The sequence below is a fragment of the Streptomyces sp. NPDC015532 genome, assembly GCF_043078065.1.
Lineage (GTDB): Bacteria > Actinomycetota > Actinomycetes > Streptomycetales > Streptomycetaceae > Streptomyces.
Genome location: NZ_JBIBSY010000016.1, coordinates 113,406 through 133,482, shown reverse-complemented (window position 1 = coordinate 133,482; position 20,077 = coordinate 113,406). Strand labels below are relative to the sequence as shown.

The window sequence follows — 20,077 nt, the reverse complement described above, 5'->3', positions numbered from 1 at the left end:
CCACCCGCGAGGTGTCGAACGCATGGCCAAGCACTTTCCACGGCCGCGCCTTCGGCTGGTCCCCGGCGTGTCCGATGAGCCATTCCACACATAAAACGACCTAAGTTGGTCCAGTGGAGCAACACAGGACGCGTCCCCCTCAGTACAGACCGCGACGCGGGGCACCTGTTCCGGCACAGTCCGGGCGGGCCGCGGGCGGCGGTGTCCGACGGGACGGCCCGTTGGCGCGGCGGCCCGCGCCCGCGGCTGTCCGGCCGCCGCGCCGGACGTCACCTCCCAGGCTGACCGGGCTCGGCGGCGGCCTGTTCTGCGGCGCGACGATGTTCGCGCTGGCCTGCCTCGACCACCTGCTGTTCGGCGGGTCGGCGACGGTGTACGGGGTGCTGTTCCTGCCCGTGTGCGTGCTGACCGCGCTGTGGGTGCGGCCCGGCGACCTGGTGACCGCCCCCGTGGTCGTCCCGATCGCCTTCGCCTTCGGGCTGCCGCCGATCACCGACGAGGGCGGAGGCGGCTTCGGCGGCCACCTCATGGGCCTGGTCACCGCCCTCGCCCTCCAGGCGGGCTGGCTGTACGGGGGAACGCTGGCCGCGGTCCTCGTCGTGACCGTCCGCCGGGTCCGCCTGATGGCCCGCCGCCGGGCCGCCCAGCGGCGCGACCGGGCGCACGGCGTGCCACCCGGCAGACAGGCCCGCTGACCGGGCCCGGCGATCCGGCCCGCCGGCCCTCGTGGGGTCGGGGGCCGCGTCGCCGCCCGGCCTGCGTTGCCCGGCGGCCTCGCGGCTACCGGCCGATCTGCGCCGCCCGCATCGCCGCGCCCACGATCCCGGCGTTGTTCTGGAGCTGCGCGGGGACGATCTCCGCCTTGATGCCCTCGATCAGGGGCAGGAACTTGTCGGCCTTGCGGCTGACGCCTCCGCCGATGATGAAGAGTTCGGGGGAGAAGAGCATCTCGACATGGGCGAGGTACTTGGTGACGCGGCGCGACCAGTGTTCCCAGGTCAGTTCGTGGTCGTCCTTGGCCTTGGTGGAGGCCCGCTTCTCGGCGTCGTGACCGTTCAGTTCAAGGTGGCCCAGCTCGGTGTTCGGGACCAGCTCGCCGTCGGTGAAGAGGGCGCTGCCGATGCCGGTGCCGAAGGTGAGCAGGATGACCGTGCCCCGGCGGGCCTTCCCCGCGCCGAACTCCATCTCGGCGACACCCGCCGCGTCCGCGTCGTTCAGCACGGTCACCGGCAGGCCGCCCAGCCGCTCGCCGAGCAAGGCGCCCGCGTCGGTGTCGATCCAGGACTTGTCGACGTTGGCCGCTGTACGGATCGTGGAACCACCGGTCACCACACCGGGGAACGTGATGCCCACCGGGCCCGTCCACCCGAAGTGGTCGATGACGTCCTTGACGCCGTCGGCCACCGCGTCGGGCGTCGCCGGATGCGGGGTGAGCACCTTGTGGCGCTCCTCCGCGAGGTCCCCGCGATCAAGGTCCACAGGGGCACCCTTGATCCCGGATCCGCCAATGTCCACACCGAAGATCTTCATGGCCCTACGTTACGACGTACGGCTGACCGTCACTTCCCGGACGGCCCACCGGTACGCGCCTCCACCAGTGCGGCCGCCTCGGCGCGCAGGTCGCGGCGCAGCTCCTTGGGGAGCGAGAAGGTGATGGACTCCTCGGCGGCCTTGACGATCTCCACGTCCTCGAAGCCGTGTCCGGACAGCCGTTCCAGGACCTGCTCGACCAGGACCTCGGGGACGGAGGCGCCGGAGGTGACACCGACCGTGGTCACGCCCTCCAGCCAGGCCTCGTCGATCTCCTCGGCGAAGTCCACCAGGTACGCGGCGCGGGCGCCGGCGAGCTTGGCGACCTCGACCAGCCGGACCGAATTGGAGGAGTTGCGCGATCCGACCACGATGACCAGTTCGGCCTCCGCGCCCATCTGCTTCACGGCGAGCTGACGGTTCTGCGTGGCGTAGCAGATGTCGTCGCTCGGCGGAGAGATGAGGAGGGGGAACTTCTCCTTCAGGGCGTCGACCGTCTCCATCGTCTCGTCGACCGAGAGGGTGGTCTGGGAGAGCCAGACGACCCTGGAGGGGTCGCGGACCTCGACCTTGGCGACGTCGTCGGGGCCGTCGACCAGGGTGATGTGGTCGGGTGCCTCTCCGGAGGTGCCGATGACCTCTTCGTGGCCCTCGTGCCCGATGAGGAGGATGTCGAAGTCGTCGTTCGCGAAGCGGACGGCTTCCTTGTGGACCTTGGTGACCAGCGGGCACGTCGCGTCGATGGTGGCGAGCTTGCCGGCGGCGGCCTCGTCGTGGACGACGGGGGAGACGCCGTGCGCCGAGAACATGACGATGGACCCCTCGGGGACCTCCGCCGTCCGCTCGACGAAGATCGCGCCCTTCTTCTCCAGGGTCTGCACGACGTACTTGTTGTGGACGATCTCGTGACGGACGTAGATCGGAGCCCCGTACTGCTCAAGGGCCTTCTCGACGGCGATCACGGCGCGGTCCACGCCCGCGCAGTAGCCACGGGGGGCGGCGAGCAGGACACGGCGGCCAGGCGAAGCGGTCATGCCCCCATCGTAAGGCCGCGCCCGGCGGGTCGAGGATCGCCTCCTCGGAGAGACTGTGGGCAGCCGCTGGGGGGTGGGACCAGGCGATTCCCGGGAGGCACGATGTCCGAGGCGCGGACCACCGCCGGCGCGGACCCGTCGGAGCAGGGGCTGCGGCGCAGCCTCGGCTTCCGGGACCTGGTCGTCTACGGGCTGCTGTTCATCGCCCCGATGGCGCCGGTGGGGGTCTTCGGAACGCTGGACGCGCGGTCGCACGGGGCGGTGGCGCTGGTCTATCTCGTCGCGACGGCGGCGATGGCGTTCACCGCCTTCAGTTACGCCCAGATGGTCCGGGTGGTCCCCCAGGCGGGTTCGGTGTTCGCCTACGCGCGCGCGGGGCTCGGCCCGGAGGCCGGGTTCATCGCGGGGTGGATGGTGATGCTGGACTATCTGCTCATCCCGGCGGTGGCCTATCTGTTCTCCGGGATCGCCATGAACGCGCTGGTCCCGGAGGTGTCCCGGTGGGTGTGGACCACGCTCGCCGTCGTCGTCACGACGTTCCTCAACCTCCGGGGGGTCCGCACGGCGGCGCGGGTCGGCCTTCTGGTGCTCGCGATGGAGATCGTGGTCCTCGTCGTCTTCGTCGTGGCGGCGGCCGTGGTGCTCGCGCGCCACGGCGCGCAGCGCGGCTGGCTGTCCCCGCTGTCGGGTGACGGCACCCAGGGCGCGTTCGCGCTGTCGGCGGTCGTCGGCGCCGTCTCGGTCGCCGTCCTGTCCTTCCTGGGCTTCGACGCGATCGCCTCCTTCGCCGAGGAGGTCACGGGCGGTTCGGAGAAGGTCGCTCGGGCGGTGCTGTTCTGTCTGGCGCTGGCGGGTGTGCTGTTCATCGCGCAGACCTATCTGGCGGCCCTCCTGGAGCCGCTGCCGTCGGCTCGGCTCGCGGCCGACCCGGCCCTTCAGGGTCCGGCCTTCTACGACGCCGTGGACGCGTCCGTCGGCTCGTGGCTGCACAACCTGGTGGCGGTCGGCAAGGCGATCGGCGCGGCGTTCGCGGCGCTGGCCGGGCAGGCCGCGGCCGGGCGGATCGTCTTCGCGATGGCCCGCGACCGGCGACTGCCGAGGGCGCTCGCGCGGACCGGCGCCGGGGCCCCGCGCGCGGCGCTGTTGTGCGCTGCGGTGATCACGACGGTCGCCGCGGTCTGGGCGGCGCGCCGCGACGACGGCCTCGACCACCTGGTCTCGGTGGTCGACATCGGCGCGCTGACGGCGTTCACGCTGCTGCACGCGTCGGTGGTGGGCTGGTTCGCCGTACGGCGCCGGGGCGGGCCGGTGGTGTGGTGGCGGCACGTCCTGCTGCCCGTCCTGGGGGCCGCGATCACCGTCGCGGTGATCGCCGAGGCGTCGGGAACGGCTCAGGTGGCGGGGCTCGTGTGGCTGGCGGCGGGCCTGGTGACGCTGCTCGCCCAGCGGGGGCGAGCCGGGTCCACGGTCGGATGACGCGCCCTGCCCCGCGACGGTCGTCCACCGCGTTCCGGTGTCCCGGTCGGGACGGTCCCGGCGGCCGGGGTACGGGTCGGGACGGACGGGCCCGTGGTCCGGGGTACGGGACGGACGGGCCCGGCGGTCCGGGGTACGGGTGGGGTGGGCCGGCTCGGGCCGGGCGCGGGGGCGTTGTCGGTGGTGGCCACTACGCTCGGGCGCATGGCTCTCAACACGTCCGCGGACGCTCCGCTGCCCGTCGGCGAGGTGTCACGGCTCATCGGGGGATGGATCGACCGGCTCGGCGCGGTGTGGGTCGAGGGGCAGATCACCCAGTTGTCGCGGCGCCCCGGCGCGGGCGTCGTCTTCCTGACACTGCGCGACCCTTCGCACGACATCTCGGTGGGCGTGACCTGCTACCGGCAGGTCTTCGACGCGGTCGCCGACGTGGTGAGCGAGGGCGCCCGGGTGGTCGTCCACGCGAAGCCGGAGTGGTACGCGCCGCGCGGGCAGCTCTCCCTGCGGGCCACCGAGATCAAGCCGGTGGGCGTGGGGGAACTCCTCGCCCGCCTCGAACAGCTGAAGAAGTCGCTGGCGGCCGAGGGGCTGTTCGCAGCCGACCGCAAGAAGGCGCTGCCGTTCCTTCCGCAGCTCATCGGGCTGGTGTGCGGGCGCGCGTCGGCGGCCGAACGTGACGTGCTGGAGAACGCGCGGCACCGCTGGCCCGCCGTCCGCTTCGAGGTCCGCAATGTCGCCGTGCAGGGCGTCCACGCCGTACCGCAGGTGGTGCAGGCGGTGAAGGAGCTGGACGCGCTCGACGAGGTCGACGTGATCGTGGTGGCGCGCGGCGGCGGCAGCGTGGAGGACCTGCTGCCGTTCTCCGACGAGCAGCTCATCCGCGCGGTCGCGGCCTGCCGCACACCGGTGGTGTCGGCGATCGGGCACGAGCCGGACAGCCCGCTGCTCGACCTCGTGGCCGACCTGAGGGCCTCCACCCCGACCGACGCCGCCAAGAAGGTCGTGCCGGACGTCGGAGAGGAGTACGAACGGGTGCGGTTGCTGCGGAACCGCGCGCGGCGCTGCGTGGGGTCGTTCATCGAGCGCGAGGAGCGCGGCCTCGCGCACACACTGGCCCGGCCCTCGATGGAGGATCCGCACCGGATGATCGACGAGCGCGCGGACCAGGTCTCCGCCCTGCTCGACCGGGGCCGGCGCACCCTCGGGCATCTGCTGGACCGCGCGGACTCGGAGCTGACGCACACCCACGCGCGCGTGGTGGCCCTCTCCCCCGCGGCGACCCTCCAGCGGGGGTACGCCGTGCTGCAACGGGCCGACGGCCATGTGGTCCGGGACCCGGCCGAGGTGGCGGCGGACGAGACACTGCGGGCGCGGGTCGCCGAGGGTGAATTCACGGTTCGAGTCGATGCATAGGGTGGGCACATGACCAGCAAGGTGGACGAGGCGCTCGGCTACGAGCAGGCACGGGACGAGCTGATCGAGGTCGTACGCCGCCTGGAGGCGGGTGGTACGACCCTGGAGGAGTCCCTGGCGCTCTGGGAGCGCGGCGAAGAACTGGCCAAGGTGTGCCGGCGCTGGCTGGAGGGCGCGCGGGCCCGTCTGGACGCGGCCCTGGCCGAGGAGTCCCAGGCCCAGGAACAGGGCACCGGCTCCGCGTCCGAGTGACCGACGGCTCCGCGTGACGAACGGCTCCGAGCGGCTCGGGCGGCGCTGAGCGACACCGAGCGGCACCTACCTGTGGCCGGCCCCGACGGGGTCGGCCACAGGCACGTGGGGGGACCGGTCGTGTGGCGGGACCGGCCAAGACCCGGTGGCGGGACCTGACCGAGCCGGCGGGACCATCTTTTCGATCTCCGCACCTGTGAAGCGGATCACCACGCCCCGCTTTTGATTGAATTTTAAACCTCTTCGGCGTACTGTCGTACTCGCCAACAGATCCCCCGGGATCCACCGCACATACCGAGAAGGTTCTTCATGTCTCTCGTCCTTGACCCCACCGCTCAGGACCTGCTGTTCCGCGAAGCTCGCACGGCCAACACGTTCACCGACGAGCCGGTGACCGACGAGCAGGTGCAGGCGATCTACGACCTGGTCAAGTACGGCCCGACCGCCTTCAACCAGTCGCCGCTGCGCATCACCCTGGTCCGCTCCCCCGAGGCCCGTGAGCGTCTGGTCCAGCACCTGGCCGAGGGCAACCAGGCGAAGACCGCCGCCGCCCCGCTGGTCGCGATCCTCTCCGCGGACAACGAGTTCCACGAGGAACTGCCGGCGCTCCTCCCCCACTTCCCCGCCGCCAAGGACCTCTTCTTCTCCGAGCGCCCGGTCCGTGAGAGCGCCGCCGCGATGAACGCCGCGCTCCAGGCCGCGTACTTCATCATCGGCGTCCGTGCCGCCGGCCTCGCCGCGGGCCCGATGACCGGCGCCGACCTCGCCGGTGTCCAGAAGGAGTTCCTGGACGACGACCACACCCCGCTGATGATCGTGAACATCGGCAAGCCGGGCGAGGACGCGTGGTTCCCGCGCTCCCCGCGCCTGGAGGCCGACCAGGTCATCACGACCGTCTGACCGACGGCACCCCGGGGGCGGCCGGCACCGCCGTTCGCCCCCGCACCCGACAAGAAGGGCCCCCGGCGCTGCCGCCGGGGGCCCTTCCTGCATGCCTCACGGGTGCTACGAGGTCTTCAGGGCCTCCGCCATCTTCACCAACGTGCCGTACGACCCGGTGCCGGTCACCACCGTCGTGGCGCCCTTGTCCTCCAGGACGAGGGCGTCGTAGTGGTCGCCCTCGTAGCGCTGCCAGGTCCGCGCGCCGATGCGCTGGGTCGCCTTCGTCTGCCGGGCGCCCTGGCTCGCCGTGTCGATGAACACCGCCGGCCGCTGAGTGGACTGCTCGACCGCCACGTACTGACCGTCGGGGGCCTGGAAGCCCAGATGCCAGGCGTCGAACTCGCTGCCGTCGTAGCGCACCGAGGTCGCCTTCCACGCCGAGGGCAGCCCTTCGGGCGCCGCCACGGGATAACTCGCCGCGCGGCGAGCCGTCAGCAGCTCGACCTGGTAGTCGACACGCTTGAGATCCGGCTTGGAGTCGTCATGCGGAATGAAGATGTAGATGACGCCCGCCATGAGCCCGATGAGGCCCAGGGAAAGAATCATGTCCCGGACCGACTGCTTGCCTTTCGTACCTGCCACGCCCCTATCGTCGCAGGTGCCCTGGCGTGCTCATCCGTGGGGCCCCCTGCTCATTTTGTAAGCCTGACGATAGAGTCGGGACATCACCCTCATCCGGCCGTCGTCGTATCAGAAAGGTGCGTGTCGATGACCGAGCATCATCTGCCCTCCGAACTCGAAGTCCCGTCGGAAGCCCCCGACCGCAACCTCGCCCTCGAACTCGTCCGCGTCACCGAGGCCGCCGCGATGGCCGCGGGCCGCTGGGTCGGCCGCGGCGACAAGAACGGTGCCGACGGTGCCGCCGTCCGGGCCATGCGCACCCTCGTCTCCACCGTCTCGATGAACGGCGTCGTCGTCATCGGCGAGGGGGAGAAGGACGAGGCCCCGATGCTCTTCAACGGGGAGCGCGTGGGCGACGGGACCGGCCCCGAGTGCGACATCGCCGTCGACCCGATCGACGGGACGACGCTCACCGCCAAGGGCATGACGAACGCGATCGCCGTGCTCGCCGCCGCCGACCGCGGCACCATGTTCGACCCGTCCGCGGTCTTCTACATGGACAAGCTGGTCACCGGCCCGGAAGCGGCCGACTTCGTCGACATCAACGCCCCCGTGTCGGTGAACATCCGCCGGGTCGCCAAGGCCAAGCGGGTCACGCCCGAGGACGTCACCGTCGTCATCCTCGACCGGCCGCGCCACGACGGGATCATCAAGGAGATCCGGGACACCGGCGCCCGCATCAAGCTGATCTCCGACGGCGATGTCGCGGGCTCCATCCTCGCGCTGCGCGAGGGCACCGGCATCGATCTGCTGCTCGGCATCGGCGGCACGCCCGAGGGCATCATCTCGGCCTGTGCCGTCAAGTGCCTCGGCGGCACGATCCAGGGCAAGCTGTGGCCGAAGGACGACGAGGAGCGGCAGCGGGCCATCGACGCCGGGCACGACCTCGACCGCGTCCTGACCACGAACGACCTGGTCTCCGGCGAGAACGTCTTCTTCGTCGCGACCGGCATCACCGACGGTGAGCTGCTGCGCGGAGTGCGCTACCGCTCCGAGACCGCGACGACCGAGTCGATCGTGATGCGGTCCAAGTCGGGCACGGTCCGCCAGATCCGGTCGGAGCACCGGCTGAGCAAGCTGCGTGCGTACAGCGCGATCGACTTCGACCGCGCCAAGTAGGACACCACCGGCCCTCGGGGCCGGGCGCCGACATGGCGCGAAAGGGGCGCCCCTTGTGCGGAGGGGCGCCCCTTTCTCCTGTGCCGACCCCGATCGAGGCCCCACGCCGACACCGGATGACACCTCCCGGCGCCGGCACCGGCCGACTTCCGGGCAGCCGCGCGGGCACCGCTTCGAGCCGGGCGCACGGACCGGCTCCCGGGCGGACGGGACAGCCCTGCCCGGCTCCCCGTCCGCTCCCGTGGGTACGCGACGGTCCCGGCCCGGCTTCCCGTCCGCCCCTGTGTGTGCGGGACGGTCCGGCCCGGCTCCCCGTCCGCCCCCGTAGGTACGCGACGGTCCCGGCCCGGCCTCCCTCGGGTCCCGTGTGTGCGGGACGGGGGCGGGCGGCGCAGGGGCGGTCAGCCGGCCGCGGCTATCGGGCCGCGGGAGGCCTTGTTGAGTTCCAGGTCGCGACGGCGGCGCCGGGCGAGCACGACACGGCGCTCGGCGGCGGTCAGGCCGCCCCAGACGCCGTACGGCTCGGGTTGCAGCAACGCGTGTTCGCGGCACTCGACCATGACCGGACAGCGGGCGCAGACGCGCTTGGCCGCTTCCTCCCGGGAGAGCCGTGAAGCGGTCGGCTCCTTGGAGGGGGCGAAGAACAGGCCGGCTTCGTCGCGCCTGCACACCGCCTCCGTGTGCCATGGCGCTTCCTGATCCCTGTCCCGCACGGGCGCCCGCTGGGCCGGAACGGCAGCTACCTGCAGGGACTGATGCGGCGGTTGCAGCACGGTCTACTCCTGACGACGGCTTCGCGAGCGTGCCGGGCACCGGGGAAGTCCCGCAGCGCCCTCCAAGAGACGATGCAGCAAGCCCTACCCGTTGTGCGCGCGCCTATGCACTGCGTACCGAAGCCCGGCCGTTCTCACGCGTGATCGATCGTCCGCCCCCGGACCTGCCCGCATCCGCCAACCGCATATTCACAAGCGTCAACGGTCGAGGTGCTTGCGCAAACTCCGGTCCAGCCGGTCCGCCACCCGCTCGTTCACCCGGCTCGTGACCCGGTCGAGGATGTCCGCGATGAGCTTGCCGCGCTTGGGCCTCGCCTCGACGTTCCCCAGGACGGCGAGGCCGTCGATGTAGACCACGGGCGCGTCGGGGTCGCCCGAGTCCAGCGTGTCGACCTCGAAGTTGCCGAGCACCCCGCCGCCGCTGCCGCGCAGCGAGACGTTCTCCGGAACGAAGATCTCGACGTTGCCGAACACCGAGATCGCCTTGATCACGACCTGCTGGTACTCGAAGATCGCCTCGCTCAGGTCGATCTCGACGTTGCCGAAGACCGAGTACGCGTGAATGCGCCGGCCCGCACGCCAGCGGCCCTTGCGGACGGCGGAGCTGAAGACCGCCACCACGTTGTCGTCGGCCTCCGCGGGGATCGCGCCCTGGGTGGGGCGGTTGGACGCGGAGACGTAGGCGGAGGCCGCGCGGCCCGTGTGGGCGGCGGGCAGGTCGCGGACGAACTGGTCGAGCTCGCCGACCGTCTTGGTGGCCAGTACGCCCTCGACCCGCTCGGCATGCTCCTCCGCGGTCAGGCGCCCCTCGGCGACGGCCTCGCGCAGGATGTCGGTGATCCGGTCGCGGTCGGCGTCGGAGGCACGCAGCTCGGCCGGCTTCGCCGCCGTGGCTGCACTCGCGTCGGGGCTTTTTTGAAGGTCCACGGCAACAGCGTACCCAAACGCGATAGATCGCGACTACCCCTGGAACGCCACCCGCCGGAAACCCGCCCTCCCCCGGGACCGGGGGTCCGATGTCCGAACTGAGCCTTACCTCACAGCCTCGGTGTCCGTGCCAGGTTCTACGCTGGTGGACGCTGCCGATGACGGCCGGCCTCCGGCGAGTGAGCCGAAGGGGTGCGCCCGAGGCGACCGAGCCCCGAAAAAGCTGACTGTCGAGTGAGGAATAGGCGAGATGCCTGAGTTTGCGTACACCGATCTGCTCCCCCAGGGAGAGGACACCACCCCGTACCGGCTGGTGACCTCCGAGGGTGTCTCCACCTTCGAGGCCGACGGGCGCACGTTCCTCAAGGTGGAGCCGGAGGCGCTGCGCCAGCTCGCCACGGAGGCCATCCACGACATCCAGCACTACCTGCGCCCGGCGCACCTCGCCCAGCTGCGCCGCATCATCGACGACCCGGAGGCCTCGGCGAACGACAAGTTCGTCGCCCTGGATCTCCTGAAGAACGCGAACATCGCGGCGGCCGGCGTCCTCCCCATGTGCCAGGACACCGGCACCGCGATCGTCATGGGCAAGCGCGGCCAGAACGTGCTCACCGAGGGCGGCGACGAGGCGGCCCTCTCGCGCGGCATCTACGACGCCTACCTGAACCTGAACCTGCGCTACTCGCAGATGGCCCCGCTGACCATGTGGGACGAGAAGAACACGGGCTCCAACCTGCCGGCGCAGATCGAGCTGTACGCCACCGACGGCGGCGCCTACAAGTTCCTGTTCATGGCCAAGGGCGGCGGCTCCGCGAACAAGTCGTTCCTCTACCAGGAGACGAAGGCGGTCCTCAACGAGGGCTCCATGATGAAGTTCCTGGAGGAGAAGATCCGCTCCCTCGGGACGGCCGCGTGCCCGCCGTACCACCTGGCGATCGTCGTCGGCGGCACGAGCGCCGAGTACGCGCTGAAGACCGCGAAGTACGCCTCCGCGCACTACCTGGACGAGATCCCCTCGGAGGGCTCCGAGCTCGGCCACGGCTTCCGGGACAAGGAGCTGGAGGAGAAGGTCTTCGAGCTCACCCAGAAGATCGGCATCGGCGCGCAGTTCGGCGGCAAGTACTTCTGCCACGACGTACGTGTGGTGCGCCTGCCCCGCCACGGCGCGTCCTGCCCGGTCGCGATCGCGGTCTCGTGCTCGGCCGACCGCCAGGCCGTCGCGAAGATCACCGCCGAGGGCGTCTTCCTTGAGCAGCTGGAGACCGACCCCGCGCGCTTCCTGCCGGAGACCACGGACGAGCATCTGGACGAGGCCGGCGACGTCGTGAAGATCGACCTCAACCAGCCGATGGACGACATCCTCGCCGAGCTGACGAAGTACCCGGTCAAGACCCGTCTCTCGCTCTCCGGCCCGCTCGTCGTGGCGCGTGACATCGCGCACGCCAAGATCAAGGAGCGGCTGGACGCGGGCGAGGAGATGCCGCAGTACCTGAAGGACCACCCGGTGTACTACGCGGGCCCGGCCAAGACCCCCGAGGGCTACGCGTCCGGCTCCTTCGGCCCGACGACCGCGGGCCGCATGGACTCCTACGTCGAGCAGTTCCAGGCGGCGGGCGGCTCCAAGGTGATGCTCGCCAAGGGCAACCGCAGCAAGCAGGTCACGGACGCCTGTGACGCGCACGGCGGCTTCTACCTCGGCTCCATCGGCGGACCGGCCGCCCGGCTCGCCCAGGACTGCATCAAGAAGGTCGAGGTCGTCGAGTACGAGGAGCTCGGCATGGAGGCGGTCTGGAAGATCGAGGTCGAGGACTTCCCGGCCTTCGTCGTCGTCGACGACAAGGGCAACGACTTCTTCCAGAACCCCGCCCCCGCCCCGACGTTCACCACGATCCCGGTGCGGGGCCCGGGACTGGCCTAGTACGGGCCACCCGTACGGCGTCACCCCCGCGGGTGACCCCGTACGGGTGCCGCGCGCGTGACGCCGTACGGGCCGGGGAACGGCCGCCGACAGGGCGGCCGTTCGCGCGTCGCGGCGTTTCGCGCGGCGCCGGGCGGGAACACGGGCAGGCTCCGGGATGCTGTCTCCCATGGAGGTGTCACCAATGGCGGATGGCCAGGGCGAAGGCGCGTACCGGATCGAGCACGACTCCATGGGCGAGGTGCGGGTGCCCGCGGAGGCGAAGTGGCGGGCGCAGACGCAGCGCGCCGTGGAGAACTTCCCCGTCTCCGGGCAGCGCCTGGAACGCGCGCACATCGAGGCCCTGGCCCGGATCAAGGGGGCCGCAGCGAAGGTGAACGGCGAGCTCGGCGTGATCGCCAAGGATGTCGCGGAGGCGATCCAGGAGGCGGCCGCGGAGGTCGCCGAGGGGCGCTGGGACGCGCACTTCCCGGTCGACGTCTTCCAGACGGGTTCGGGCACCTCCTCCAACATGAACGCCAACGAGGTCATCGCCACGCTAGCCGGCGAGCGGCTGGGCCGGGACGTCCACCCCAACGACCACGTGAACGCGTCGCAGTCGAGCAACGACGTGTTCCCCTCCTCGATCCACATCGCCGCGACGGCCGCCGTGACCCGCGATCTGGTGCCCGCGCTGGAACACCTCGCCGCCGCCCTCGGCCGCAAGGCGGAGGAGTTCGCCGACGTGGTGAAGTCGGGGCGCACCCATCTCATGGACGCGACGCCGGTGACGCTCGGCCAGGAGTTCGGGGGCTACGCGGCCCAGGTGCGGTACGGGGTCGAGCGGCTGGAGGCCTCGCTGCCGCGGCTGGCCGAACTGCCGCTCGGCGGCACGGCCGTGGGGACGGGGATCAACACGCCGCCCGGGTTCTCCGCCGCGGTGATCGCGGAGGTGGCGCGGGCGACCGGGCTGCCGCTGACCGAGGCCCGCGACCACTTCGAGGCGCAGGGGGCGCGCGACGGGATCGTGGAGGCGAGCGGTCAGCTCCGGACCATCGCCGTCGGACTGACGAAGATCGCGAACGATCTGCGGTGGATGGCCTCCGGGCCGCGCACCGGACTGGCCGAGATCAGCCTCCCTGACCTCCAGCCCGGGTCCTCGATCATGCCGGGCAAGGTGAACCCGGTGATTCCCGAGGCGGTGCTGATGGTCGCCGCGCAGGTGACGGGGAACGACACGACCGTCGCCGTCGCGGGCGCGGCCGGGAACTTCGAGCTGAACGTGATGCTGCCGGTGATCGCGAAGAACGTCCTGGAGTCGGTCCGGCTGCTCGCGAACGTCTCGCGGCTGCTCGCCGACCGCACGGTCGACGGGATCGTCGCGCACCGCGAGCGGGCCCGTGAGTACGCGGAGTCCTCGCCGTCCGTGGTGACACCGCTGAACAAGTACATCGGGTACGAGGAGGCCGCGAAGGTCGCGAAGAAGGCGCTGGCGGAGCGCAAGACGATTCGCCGGGTGGTGCTGGAGTCGGGGTACGTGGAACGCGGGGACCTGACCGAGGAGCAGTTGGACGAGGCCTTGGATGTCCTGCGGATGACGCGTCCGTAACGGTCCGCGTCCGGGAGGAAACGCCTGATGACAGCTCCGTAACAGCAGGTCGTCGTGGGCCCGAACCGTGACGCGAACCGCAGCGTCGTATGCCCGGGGCACCTAATATCTGGTCATGGCAGAGGGTGGAGCGGTGAGACGAGCGGAAGCGGGCGGGCCGGCGGCCCACTGGGAGCCCGGGAGCCAGATCCTGTGGCGGTACCGGGAGAACGCGGGTGACCGGGTCCACATCTGCCGTCCCGTGACGGTCGTACGCGACGAGGCCGACCTGCTCGCGGTGTGGATGGCGCCGGGTACCGAATGTGTGAAGCCGGTGCTCGCCGACGGTTCGCCGGTGCATGGAGAACCGCTGGAATCGCGCTACACGAAGCCTCGCGCGGTGCGCCGCGACCGCTGGTTCGGCACGGGTGTCCTGAAGCTGGCGCGGCCGGGCGAGGCCTGGTCGGTGTGGCTGTTCTGGGAACAGGGCTGGCGTTTCAAGAACTGGTACGTGAACCTGGAGGCTCCGCTGACCCGCTGGGCGGACGGGGTGGACTCGGTGGATCACTTCCTCGACATCTCGGTCCACCCGGACCGCAGTTGGCGCTGGCTCGACGAGGACGAATTCGCCATGGCGCAACGGGCCGGTCTGATGGATGCTCAACTGGCGGCACGGGTGCGGGAAGCGGGGTGGTCGGCGGTGGACGTGATCCGTTCCTGGGGCGCGCCGTTCTCGGACGGCTGGCAACACTGGAGACCGGATCCGGGCTGGCCGGTTCCCGCTCTGCCGGATGACTGGGACCGTACGCCCGCGCACGTGTCCTCATGAGACCCTTGATGCGCCCCCGTGGTACAACCGTAGGATCGTCTTCCGCAAGGGCACACGGCAGCAACAACTCCCGCAGGATGAGCCGGGCTTGACCATATGTCACCGAGGGGCGGCAGGACGTGAGCGAGGGGTACGAGGCGTACGGCGGCGTGGCCGGCCAGGGACCGGTCGCACCGCGCGGACTCGCCACGACGACCGCAGGGGCCAGGGCTTCGGCCGTCGCCCCACTGTCGGCACGGACCGTTTTCGGCCGTCGGCGAGCCGTACCGTGCCGGGCGACGGCTGTTCGCGCCGTCGGTCCCGGCCCTGACGACACGCAGAATCCGTTCCTGGGGCACACATTCCGGGTATCGGGGCTGCGGGAAGAACTGTGCGCACGGCGCGCAGCCCCGGACGGATGGACTCGACACGCGTGACGGAGCATCCCACCTCGCACGAGCGCCGGCAGAGCGGCGCCGGCCGGCCGCCCGCCCCCGCGGACCCTCGCGGGGCGCTCCTGCGTACCTCCGAGCCGCCGTCCCCGCTGCCGGGTTCCGGCGCGTTACCGGTACAGGCCCGCACGGGCGACGCGCCGCGTGGTTCGGGTGCGTCGAAGCCTCGCGGCAAGCGCGGGAAGGCCGGCGGCCAGGTGTCCGCCGACGTCGGCGCGTCCGCGTCCTCGGGCACGGACGTGCCGTCGTCCTCGCCGGTCTCCTCCGGTCCCGGCTCCGAGCACTCGCAGCCCTCGGCCACCGAGCCCGACACCCACCGCCCCCGGCCCGCGCCGGAGGGCATCCCGATCCAGCCGGACGCCGAGCAGGGACGGGTCTCGCGGACCTCCGGCGGCAAGGAGCGCCGTACCGGGCAGGGTGTGCCGCAGGGCGGACCGATGCCGATGCGGCGGGACGGGGACCGGCTGCGCTTCGTGGGCGCCGCGACCCGGCGGATCGCCCGGGGCATCGACCTCGACGAGATCGTGATGGGGCTGTGCCGGGCGACCGTGCCGACCTTCTCCGACGCGATCCTGGTCTATCTGCGGGACCCGCTGCCGGTCGGTGACGAGCGGCCGACGGGTCCTCTGGTGCTGCGGCTGCGGCGCACGGACCGGATTCCCGAGGAGCGGGACACCGAGAGCGGTTTCCTGCCCGCGCTGCGTCCGGAGCCCAGTGAGCTGTCTGCGATGACGGCGGAGCTGTGCGAGGTACGCCCGGGCGGTGCCCTCGCCGAGGTGCTGCGCGGGGTGCGGCCGGTGTTCGCGGACGCGCCCGCCGCGCGGGCCGCGCTGCCCGAGCTGCTCGGCGACGATCTGCCGGTGCCGAGCGGGCAGCGCGCGATCCTCGCGCCGCTGCGCGGCCGGCGCCGGGTGATCGGGGCGGCGCTGTTCCTGCGCCGGCCCGAGCGGCTCGCCTTCGAGGCGGACGACCTGCTGGTCGCGGCGCAGCTCGCCACGCACAGCGCGCTCGGTATCGACAAGGCGGTGCTGTACGGCCGTGAGGCGTACATCGCCGACGAGCTCCAGCGCACGATGCTGCCCGAGACGCTGCCGCGGCCCACGGGGGTCCGGCTCGCGTCCCGGTATCTGCCGGCCGCCGAGACGGCCCGGGTGGGCGGTGACTGGTACGACGCGATCCCGCTGCCGGGCAGCAGGGTCGCGCTGGTCGTCGGTGACGTGATGGGCCATTCCATGACGTCGGCGGCGATCATGGGCCAGCTGCGGACGACGGCGCAGACCCTCGCGGGGCTCGATCTGCCGCCGCAGGAGGTGCTGCACCACCTGGACGAACAGGCGCAGCGGCTCGGCACCGACCGCATGGCGACCTGTCTGTACGCCGTCTACGACCCGGTGTCGCACCGGATCACCATCGCCAACGCGGGCCATCCGCCGCCGGTGCTGCTGCATCTGGGCGGGCGGGCCGAGGTGCTGCGGGTGCCGCCGGGCGCTCCGATCGGTGTGGGCGGGGTCGATTTCGAGGCGGTGGAGCTGGACGCGCCTGCCGGGGCGACGCTGCTGCTGTACACGGACGGTCTGGTCGAGTCGCGGCTGCGTGACGTCTGGACCGGGATAGAGCAGCTGCGGGAGAAGCTCGCGGCCGTCGCGGCGCTGACCGGGCCGGATCATCCGCCGCCGCTGGAAGCGCTGTGCGACGAGGTGCTCGACATGCTCGGCCCGGGAGACCGGGACGACGACATCGCGCTGCTCGCCGCGCGGTTCGACGGGATCGCGCCGAGCGACGTCGCGTACTGGTTCCTGGAGCCGGAGGACGCGGCGCCCGGCCGGGCCCGCCGTCTGGCCCGGCGGGCCCTGGCCCGCTGGGGCATGGAGGACATGACCGACTCCGTGGAGCTGCTGGTCAGCGAGGTCGTGACGAACGCGGTGCGGTACGCCTCACGGCCGGTGACGCTGCGGCTGCTGCGGACGGACGTCCTGCGCTGCGAGGTCGGTGACGACGTGCCCCAGCTTCCGCGGCTGCGGCAGGCGCGGGCCACGGACGAGGGCGGTCGCGGGCTGTTCCTGGTGAACCGGCTGGCGCGGCGGTGGGGGGCGACCCGGCTGAGTACGGGAAAGGTCGTCTGGTTCGAGTTGAACCGGAGCTGACCGGGTACTCGTCCGGTCTCGCCCCGGTGGGCCGGCGCAGACTCGCGCCGGTGCGGGTGGCGGACGGTGGCTGCGCGGGTGCCTGAGGGCGCCTGTGCCGATGCCGCGCCGCCCGTGCCGGTGCCCGAAGGTGTCTGTGCGGGCGTCGGTGCCGGTCGGGCCGTACCGGTGCTCGGTGCCGGTCGTCCTGTACCGGTGCCGGCACCCGTCCCGTGTTGCCGACATGATGTCGGCGGCGTTGACTGCTGGGGTGAGCGAAGCGACCTGACGACCTCATCTCCGACGGGAGGACGCTCGTGACGCAGGCATCCCGGAAGGCTCCGTACACCACGAACAACGTCGGGATTCCGGTGGAGAGCGACGAACACTCGCTCACCGTCGGCCCAGACGGCCCGATCCTGCTCCAGGACCACTACCTCATCGAGAAGATGGCGCAGTTCAACCGGGAGCGGGTGCCCGAGCGGGTGGTGCACGCCAAGGGCAGTGGCGCGTACGGATTCTTCGAAGTGACCAACGACGTCAGTCAGTTCACCAGGGCGGATCTGTTCCAGCCGGGCAGGCGCACGGACATGCTGGCGCGGTTCTCGACCGTCGCCGGCGAGCAGGGCTCGCCCGACACCTGGCGCGACCCCCGCGGCTTCGCGCTGAAGTTCTACACCGAGCACGGCAATTACGACATGGTGGGCAACAACACCCCGGTCTTCTTCGTCCGTGACACGATCAAGTTCCAGGACTTCATCCGCTCGCAGAAGCGCCACCCGGCGACGGGGCTGCGCGACCACGACATGCAGTGGGACTTCTGGACCCTCTCCCCCGAGTCGGCGCACCAGGTGACCTGGCTGATGGGCGACCGGGGCATCCCGAAGACGTACCGCCACATGAACGGGTACAGCTCCCACACCTACATGTGGATCAACGGCGCGGGTGAGCGGTTCTGGGTGAAGTACCACTTCAAGACTGACCAGGGCGTCGAGTTCCTCACCCAGGCGGAGGCCGACGAGCTGGCGGGGACGGACCCGGACCTGCACCGCCAGGACCTGTACGGGTCGATCGAGTCCGGGAACGCGCCGAGCTGGACGCTGAAGGTCCAGATCATGCCGTTCGAGGACGCGGCGGACTACCGGTTCAACCCGTTCGACCTGACGAAGGTCTGGCCGCACGGGGACTATCCGCTCATCGACGTGGGCCGCATGGTCCTGGACCGCAATCCCGAGGACTACTTCGTCCACATCGAGCAGGCCGCCTTCGAGCCCTCGAACATGGTGCCCGGCATCGGGCCCTCGCCGGACAAGATGCTGCTGGGCCGGCTGTTCTCGTACCCGGACACCCACCGCTACCGGATCGGCCCCAACTACAGCCAGCTGCCGCCCAACCGGCCGCGTTCCCCGGTGAACTCGTACGCCAAGGACGGCCCGATGCGCTACGAGCCGTCGAAGGCGTCCCGCCCGTACGCGCCGAACTCCTACGGCGGCCCCGCGGCCGACTACGAAGGCCGGTTCGGCGACCCCGCGAGCTGGCAGACCGCCGGTGAGCTGGTCCGCGAGGCGACCGAGCCGCACCGCGAGGACGACGACTGGGGCCAGGCGGGCACGATGGTCCGCGAGGTACTGGACGACGCGGCCCGGGACCGGCTGGTGGGCAATGTCAGCGGGCATCTCAAGGCCGGTGTCACCCGCCCGGTGCTGGAGCGCGCCTTCCAGTACTGGCGCAACGTGGACAAGGAGACCGGCGACCGCATCGCGCGGAGTGTCGACGGAGGGTGAGGCGCCGTCAGGCCGGCCGGTCCTCGGATGGGAGGACCGGCCGGCCCGGCCGTCAGACCGTCAGACCGTCAGACCGTCAGACCGTCAGACCGTCAGACCGTCGAGAACGGGCCGGCGGCCCATTCAGGCGCGCTTGACCTGGAAGTTGTCGACCTTGTCGTTCCAGTTGCCGCCGCCCGGGTAGTCCATGTTCTTGAAGTTGGCCCAGCCGTGCGGCGGGATCAGGTCGCGCTCCCGGTCGTGAAGGACGCCCGAGCGGTAGTCCCAGATCGTGGCGGTCCCGTAGTTGAGGCTCCAGCGCAGGACCCAGTAGTAGACGGAGCTGACCTTGTCACGGAAGCCCCACTCGCTCAGGTCGTGCTTGCCGCTGCTGCTCAGGCGGATGATCTTGCCCTTGTAGTCGGCGTCCGCGTACAGGCACCAGTAGTCGGCGATGCACCGGTCGGGCGGAGAGGCGGCGGCCTGAGTGGCCAGGGCCGCGCGGGTCTCCTTGCGGACCGAGGCGGGCAGCGCGGGATCGGTCTGCGCCTCCCGCGTCGTGTCGTAGCAGTGGACCTCCCCACCGGGGAGCTCGGTGCAGCTGTCGGCGCCTTCCCACGACTCGGCAAGGTTGATCTTCCGCCCGTCGTAGTCGGCGATCACCGGGTTCGCCGGCTCCGCCGCGGGAGTCGTGGGGTCCTGCGTCGAGGGGTCCTGCGTGGCCGTGGCCGACGGGTCCGGGGTCGCCTCGTCGGCGAACGCCGCGGGCCCGGTGGTCAGCAGCAGCGCGCCGGTCGCGGCGGCGGCCAGCAGGGCGGTGGTCAGTGGTTTGCGTATCACGATGTGCGCTCCACAGCGATGTCGAAGTCGTACAGACGGGTCAGGAGCGACGGGTACGACGGAACGGAGCGCGCGCGGACAGCACGGTGCGCGGGAAGAGCCGGATGTACGGCATGACGAAACGTTCCCCCTGTGGCGACATTGTTCCCCCGGTCGCGAACTGAAGTGCGTGGTGGACTGGTCAGGGTCCACCGTGCACAAGACCCACCATAGGCACAGGCGTACGGGCCGGGACAAGGTCATTTCCCGGGGCTCGACAGGGGAGAGCAGGGAACTCGGAATTCCGGTTATCGCTCTTGCCGTACGAGCCGGATCGCCGCGGCGGGGCATTCCCCTACGGGCATTTACGCTGATCAGCACGACGGACGTCCACACCTCGTAAGGGGCGGTGAGCCCCGCGCACGTACGAGAAGAGGAGAGGTGGGGGGGGGGGGGGGGGGGGGGGGCGCCGGGGGGGGGGCGGGGGGGGCCGGGGGGGGGGGGCGGGGGGGGGGCGCGCGGCCGGGCGGGTGGTGTGGT

General features: G+C 71.3%; 17 protein-coding genes. 11 read left to right on the top strand and 6 right to left on the bottom strand.

What is annotated here, in order from left to right:
- The first annotated feature begins 221 nt into the window (after positions 1–221).
- Positions 222–695 (top strand): DUF6542 domain-containing protein, encoded by a 474-nt coding sequence (locus tag ACF07B_RS35225; protein WP_392181905.1) that lies wholly within the window; start codon positions 222–224, stop codon positions 693–695.
- Positions 696–780: 85 nt separating this feature from the next.
- On the opposite strand, the gene ppgK is transcribed toward ACF07B_RS35225, so the two are convergent.
- The gene (gene ppgK, locus ACF07B_RS35220) at positions 781–1,530 is read right to left on the bottom strand and encodes a polyphosphate--glucose phosphotransferase (protein ID WP_369482808.1); all 750 of its coding nucleotides are present in this window, start codon (positions 1,528–1,530) and stop codon (positions 781–783) included.
- 29 nt (positions 1,531–1,559) lie between these two features.
- Entirely contained in the window at positions 1,560–2,564 is a 1,005-nt protein-coding gene (locus tag ACF07B_RS35215) for a 4-hydroxy-3-methylbut-2-enyl diphosphate reductase (RefSeq protein ID WP_369482807.1), read from the bottom strand.
- A gap of 102 nt (positions 2,565–2,666) precedes the next feature.
- Between ACF07B_RS35215 and ACF07B_RS35210 the strand changes: the two genes are divergently transcribed.
- The 4 genes from ACF07B_RS35210 (at position 2,667) to ACF07B_RS35195 (ending at position 6,605) form a co-directional block, all read left to right on the top strand.
- Positions 2,667–4,040, top strand: coding sequence for an APC family permease (locus tag ACF07B_RS35210; RefSeq protein ID WP_392181904.1), 1,374 nt, complete (start codon positions 2,667–2,669; stop codon positions 4,038–4,040).
- Between the two features lie 204 nt (positions 4,041–4,244).
- Positions 4,245–5,453, top strand: a complete 1,209-nt coding sequence (gene xseA / locus ACF07B_RS35205) for an exodeoxyribonuclease VII large subunit (RefSeq protein ID WP_392181903.1) — start codon at positions 4,245–4,247, stop codon at positions 5,451–5,453.
- Positions 5,454–5,462: 9 nt separating this feature from the next.
- Positions 5,463–5,705, top strand: coding sequence for an exodeoxyribonuclease VII small subunit (locus ACF07B_RS35200; protein WP_369482804.1), 243 nt, complete (start codon positions 5,463–5,465; stop codon positions 5,703–5,705).
- Positions 5,706–6,014: 309 nt separating this feature from the next.
- Complete coding sequence (locus ACF07B_RS35195) at positions 6,015–6,605, top strand: malonic semialdehyde reductase (RefSeq protein WP_362397061.1); 591 nt, start codon at positions 6,015–6,017, stop codon at positions 6,603–6,605.
- A 105-nt stretch (positions 6,606–6,710) separates the two neighbouring features.
- On the opposite strand, the gene ACF07B_RS35190 is transcribed toward ACF07B_RS35195, so the two are convergent.
- On the bottom strand, positions 6,711–7,229 hold the full coding sequence (locus ACF07B_RS35190) for a DUF4245 domain-containing protein (protein WP_392181902.1): 519 nt from the start codon (positions 7,227–7,229) through the stop codon (positions 6,711–6,713).
- 126 nt (positions 7,230–7,355) lie between these two features.
- Here ACF07B_RS35190 and glpX point away from each other — a divergent pair, with 126 nt between their 5' ends.
- Positions 7,356–8,387 carry a class II fructose-bisphosphatase gene (gene glpX, locus ACF07B_RS35185; protein WP_392181901.1) on the top strand — a complete coding sequence of 344 codons (1,032 nt, stop codon included), beginning with the start codon at positions 7,356–7,358 and terminating at the stop codon, positions 8,385–8,387.
- Positions 8,388–8,788: 401 nt separating this feature from the next.
- Here the strand turns inward: glpX and ACF07B_RS35180 are convergent, their stop codons facing one another.
- Together ACF07B_RS35180 and ACF07B_RS35175 are read right to left on the bottom strand one after the other, a co-directional pair.
- Positions 8,789–9,160, bottom strand: coding sequence for a WhiB family transcriptional regulator (locus ACF07B_RS35180; protein ID WP_369484973.1), 372 nt, complete (start codon positions 9,158–9,160; stop codon positions 8,789–8,791).
- A gap of 198 nt (positions 9,161–9,358) precedes the next feature.
- The gene (locus ACF07B_RS35175; RefSeq protein ID WP_362397072.1) at positions 9,359–10,087 is read right to left on the bottom strand and encodes a DUF1707 domain-containing protein; all 729 of its coding nucleotides are present in this window, start codon (positions 10,085–10,087) and stop codon (positions 9,359–9,361) included.
- Between the two features lie 250 nt (positions 10,088–10,337).
- On the opposite strand from ACF07B_RS35175, the gene ACF07B_RS35170 reads away from it, so the two are divergent.
- The 5 genes from ACF07B_RS35170 to ACF07B_RS35150 all read left to right on the top strand — a co-directional run bounded on the left by ACF07B_RS35170 (position 10,338) and on the right by ACF07B_RS35150 (position 18,739).
- Positions 10,338–12,005, top strand: coding sequence for a fumarate hydratase (locus ACF07B_RS35170; protein ID WP_362397075.1), 1,668 nt, complete (start codon positions 10,338–10,340; stop codon positions 12,003–12,005).
- 184 nt (positions 12,006–12,189) lie between these two features.
- Positions 12,190–13,593 (top strand): class II fumarate hydratase, encoded by a 1,404-nt coding sequence (locus tag ACF07B_RS35165; protein ID WP_392181900.1) that lies wholly within the window; start codon positions 12,190–12,192, stop codon positions 13,591–13,593.
- A 115-nt stretch (positions 13,594–13,708) separates the two neighbouring features.
- Positions 13,709–14,401 (top strand): DUF402 domain-containing protein, encoded by a 693-nt coding sequence (locus ACF07B_RS35160; protein ID WP_369484978.1) that lies wholly within the window; start codon positions 13,709–13,711, stop codon positions 14,399–14,401.
- A gap of 397 nt (positions 14,402–14,798) precedes the next feature.
- Positions 14,799–16,976 (top strand): SpoIIE family protein phosphatase, encoded by a 2,178-nt coding sequence (locus ACF07B_RS35155; RefSeq protein ID WP_369484979.1) that lies wholly within the window; start codon positions 14,799–14,801, stop codon positions 16,974–16,976.
- A gap of 296 nt (positions 16,977–17,272) precedes the next feature.
- Positions 17,273–18,739, top strand: a complete 1,467-nt coding sequence (locus tag ACF07B_RS35150) for a catalase (RefSeq protein ID WP_369484980.1) — start codon at positions 17,273–17,275, stop codon at positions 18,737–18,739.
- A gap of 123 nt (positions 18,740–18,862) precedes the next feature.
- Here ACF07B_RS35150 and ACF07B_RS35145 read toward each other — a convergent pair whose 3' ends face one another.
- The gene (locus ACF07B_RS35145) at positions 18,863–19,558 is read right to left on the bottom strand and encodes a peptidase inhibitor family I36 protein (protein WP_392181899.1); all 696 of its coding nucleotides are present in this window, start codon (positions 19,556–19,558) and stop codon (positions 18,863–18,865) included.
- Between the last annotated feature and the right edge of the window lie 519 nt (positions 19,559–20,077).

Bases quoted from the DNA above. Each gene is read 5' to 3' on its own strand.
- ppgK (WP_369482808.1), bottom strand. From the start codon at position 1,530: ATGAAGATCTTCGGTGTGGACATTGGCGGATCCGGGATCAAGGGTGCC.
- ACF07B_RS35215 (WP_369482807.1), bottom strand. From the start codon at position 2,564: ATGACCGCTTCGCCTGGCCGCCGTGTCCTGCTCGCCGCCCCCCGTGGC.
- ACF07B_RS35210 (WP_392181904.1), top strand. From the start codon at position 2,667: ATGTCCGAGGCGCGGACCACCGCCGGCGCGGACCCGTCGGAGCAGGGG.
- xseA (WP_392181903.1), top strand. From the start codon at position 4,245: ATGGCTCTCAACACGTCCGCGGACGCTCCGCTGCCCGTCGGCGAGGTG.
- ACF07B_RS35200 (WP_369482804.1), top strand. From the start codon at position 5,463: ATGACCAGCAAGGTGGACGAGGCGCTCGGCTACGAGCAGGCACGGGAC.
- ACF07B_RS35195 (WP_362397061.1), top strand. From the start codon at position 6,015: ATGTCTCTCGTCCTTGACCCCACCGCTCAGGACCTGCTGTTCCGCGAA.
- glpX (WP_392181901.1), top strand. From the start codon at position 7,356: ATGACCGAGCATCATCTGCCCTCCGAACTCGAAGTCCCGTCGGAAGCC.
- ACF07B_RS35170 (WP_362397075.1), top strand. From the start codon at position 10,338: ATGCCTGAGTTTGCGTACACCGATCTGCTCCCCCAGGGAGAGGACACC.
- ACF07B_RS35165 (WP_392181900.1), top strand. From the start codon at position 12,190: ATGGCGGATGGCCAGGGCGAAGGCGCGTACCGGATCGAGCACGACTCC.
- ACF07B_RS35160 (WP_369484978.1), top strand. From the start codon at position 13,709: ATGGCAGAGGGTGGAGCGGTGAGACGAGCGGAAGCGGGCGGGCCGGCG.
- ACF07B_RS35155 (WP_369484979.1), top strand. From the start codon at position 14,799: ATGGACTCGACACGCGTGACGGAGCATCCCACCTCGCACGAGCGCCGG.